We start from the raw sequence: 3264 nt of genomic DNA on the forward strand, positions 1-3264 counted from the left end.
CTAAATCTTCAATTTTTGAATCAGTAAATTTTTTATAATTTGCTCTGATTTCTTCGACTGTTCTCATTTTAAGTAAGAGGTTTGTTTTAAAATTAGTTACAACGTCCCGCAGCTACACGAGGTTTGGGATTAAATTAAGATTTGCCTTTCTGTTAATGACTGAAATTTCAAGTACAAAGCCAACTTTAAAGTTTGCCTAAAGCCCAAATCTCGTGTAACTGCTGTTGGTGGTAGTTTCTATTTTAAGTTTCTTATTCTATTTTCTTTAATAATCTATAATAAATTACGTTTCCGTTTCCTTTACCGTCATCTAAACTCATTATTAAATTTCCTTTTTTTAAGAATTCGTTTACGTCAATTGCAAATAAATTCACACCCCAAAGTTCTTGATAATCTTTAATTTCTTTATTATCAATAGTTATAAATTGTCCGTCTAATTTATAATTTGGCGTTTTATCAAATGGTAAAACATTAAAAACTTCTTTTAACTCTTTAGATGTATAATCATAATCCTTATCAGACATCATTGAATATACTTTACCATTTTCAAAAAACGCAAACCATTGATATTTTTGAGGCCAAGGATTTACTTGGTTTAATTTTTCCTCATTAGGAATTTCAACTTTTTTCCAAAAGCCTATTAATTCACTCAATTTTGGTGGTCCGCCCGCTTCGGATTTATTTTCTTGTGCAAAAAGTGAAATTGAAAATAAGGTCAATAAAATAAGTAATGTCTTTTTCATTTTTAATTTATAATATTTTTTTTCGGTCTGTTTTTTCGGTCGCAAAATTACCACCAACGGTCCGCGGCTATAAGTAGTGGCGTTGAGCCAAAACCAATCAATTTCAAATATACCGCAAACTTTTGAATTTTCGGAGAAAATTCGGAAGGTTGCCATAACCCGCCATTACTTATAACTGCTGTTGTAGAGCGTTTTTTTATCTTAGAAACTTAAGTAATAGTTCTATATTAATAATTGTTAATTGTCCAATCTCATCTCTTTTAGCTATTCCTTTGAAAAGACTAATAAGAAAAAAGGCCAACGGAATAATGATACAAAATCTTATTATTGTAGTAAATGGCCACTGCATAAAGGCAAATAAATTTGAAAAGAAAGAAAACAATCCAGCCAAAAAAATAGTTCGCCTGTTAAATTTGGAAAGCCCTTTCTTTTCTAGATTTATTATAGCAATTACCAGTGCAGTCAGCATATATGTTATTATCCCAATACTAATTAAAGATTGAACACCAGACCAAGTAATTAAAATCCCAAATGTTAAACAAGTTGTGAGGATTATAGTTATAATATCACTTTTTTTGATAGTTAAAGCAAACATAATAAGCGCAACTATAGTTAAAATTATTCTTTCTGTCATTTCTTAAATGCTCTACAACGTTCCGCCGGCTTTGTGGAGGTGGGGATTTTTGTTCCCAAACCATTCCAGCAGGACTGAAGTCAAATATATAAAATAACCTTTAAATTTTGCCTTAAAACCCCACTTTCACAAAACCGCTGTTGTGCCTAGTATATACCTTTTTCGTGAAGTCTTTTATATATCCAATTGTTATTATCAAGCATTGTATCTTTGAAATAATTAAAATCTGTATCTGCTATTGTAAAACTTTGTTCAGGACTGTCATAAAATGAATGTGATTCAATTTGACAATAAAGTTTTTTAACTAAATCTAGTGATAAATAATATAATGCTTCATTAAAATATCTACTGACATTTAATTTGTCACCAATATTTAAACCTTTATGGACACCTATTGCAGAATAATAATCTGAAGATACTTTTGCTCCATTATGAAGTATACAATTTCTTAATAAATTAGCTTCGTCAAATAAATTTAATAGTATAGGATCAAAGCCTAAATTTATCCCAAATTTAGTATTTAATCTGTCAAATCTGGTTGTGAAACTTCCAGCTCCCCATTTTCTTTCTGTAATATCAATAATACGTTGAATTTTTAAATTTTCATAATCGGCTGAAGTTCTTAATACTGATAATGGAGGTTCAATTATATGTTGCTCGATATGATGTTCTTTGTTATAATAAAGTACTCTAACAGAATCTAAAATGAATCCTTCAATAAGACCCACAAAATAAACTAGTTGCTTTTCAGATATAACAGATTCAAAATCTACATTATAAATAGCTAGTGGAATTCCATTCAAACCCATTAATGAGATTGGTGCTTCATGGTTTTTCTTTGCAATTTCTTGAATCTTATAAAAAGGGTAAGTAAAAAATTGTCCATTTAAAATGCTCTCTGTTCTTTCTCCTATAATTTCTTTAGGATTTTGCACTCCTTGAGAATAAAGATTAAATTCGCTTAATGTATATTTAATTTCGTTATTAAAATCTTCACGTAATTTGTCCCCAATATTATTAGGAAAGGAATCAAAAATTTCAAATGAAAATAAACTTGACAAATGTGATTTGTGAATTAATTCATGAACATTATGAAATAGATTTTTATAGTCTTCTTTTGTAGTTATCATTTTGTAGTTATCGTTTTTCTTTATATTAGGCACAACGGTTTGGCGCTTGGCGAAGAAGCGGATTTCGAAGTACTAAACTGTTTGCCAGCACAGAACTTGATACGAAGCACAAAACTTCATTAAAGCACTGAACCCGCTTTTTTGCCAAACGCCTGTTACATGCTGTATTTTTCATTCTGTCAGTTTAATTAATGTTTCTACACGTTCTTTTTCAATGTCAAAAGTTACAGTTTTGGTCTTATGAATTGGACTATCATATCCATAGATTGTCCTTTTGTCAAATGAACGAATGTCAAGAACGTCAAATGTTTTTCTGAATATTTTAAGTTCCATTTTTGCAGTATCTAAAACAGCGATTTGTTGAACCGTTCCTTTTAAAAATTTTCGTGTCCAAATAGGAATTGCTACCAATTGTCCGTCTGTTTCCCAAGCTGGTGGTCCACCACACCAATCGTGTATTTTCAATTTCTTATTGTCAGCAGTTTCTAAGAAACATTGTCCACCGATGGGAGCACCCATTGCAATTTCGTGTAGGTCGTAATACACAACTTTGTGATGATTGTCTACCGAAACAAGTTTCTTGTCAGTATTGTGAAAGTCCCACGAATTTGGATAAGTCTCAATCATTTTCGTTGTCGTCTTAATATAGCAGGTAACGGTCTCGTGTATGAGCAGTAGCGGATTTCAAGCCACTAAACTGTCAAGTAGTACCGACCTTTGATTAATGTTTTTATTTTACAAATAAGCACTGAACCCG

The 3264-nt window shown here is 30.9% G+C and carries 4 protein-coding genes; all 4 read right to left on the bottom strand.

Annotation, left to right across the window (positions count from 1 at the left end):
* Positions 1-251: 251 nt before the first annotated feature.
* Positions 252-743: a hypothetical protein gene (locus tag ACFS5J_RS00015; RefSeq protein ID WP_379809833.1), complete on the bottom strand. Its 492-nt coding sequence runs from the start codon at positions 741-743 to the stop codon at positions 252-254.
* Between the two features lie 196 nt (positions 744-939).
* Positions 940-1377 (bottom strand): hypothetical protein, encoded by a 438-nt coding sequence (locus ACFS5J_RS00020; RefSeq protein WP_379809835.1) that lies wholly within the window; start codon positions 1375-1377, stop codon positions 940-942.
* Between the two features lie 146 nt (positions 1378-1523).
* Positions 1524-2507, bottom strand: a complete 984-nt coding sequence (locus ACFS5J_RS00025) for a hypothetical protein (RefSeq protein ID WP_379809836.1) — start codon at positions 2505-2507, stop codon at positions 1524-1526.
* Between the two features lie 171 nt (positions 2508-2678).
* Complete coding sequence (locus tag ACFS5J_RS00030) at positions 2679-3134, bottom strand: hypothetical protein (protein ID WP_379809837.1); 456 nt, start codon at positions 3132-3134, stop codon at positions 2679-2681.
* Positions 3135-3264: the final 130 nt, after the last annotated feature.

It is taken from the genome of Flavobacterium chuncheonense (assembly GCF_042686145.1).
Classification (GTDB): domain Bacteria; phylum Bacteroidota; class Bacteroidia; order Flavobacteriales; family Flavobacteriaceae; genus Flavobacterium; species Flavobacterium chuncheonense.

Coding starts and splice junctions, on each gene's coding strand:
- ACFS5J_RS00025 (WP_379809836.1), bottom strand. CDS start 2,507: ATGATAACTACAAAAGAAGACTATAAAAATCTATTTCATAATGTTCAT.
- ACFS5J_RS00015 (WP_379809833.1), bottom strand. CDS start 743: ATGAAAAAGACATTACTTATTTTATTGACCTTATTTTCAATTTCACTT.
- ACFS5J_RS00030 (WP_379809837.1), bottom strand. CDS start 3,134: ATGATTGAGACTTATCCAAATTCGTGGGACTTTCACAATACTGACAAG.
- ACFS5J_RS00020 (WP_379809835.1), bottom strand. CDS start 1,377: ATGACAGAAAGAATAATTTTAACTATAGTTGCGCTTATTATGTTTGCT.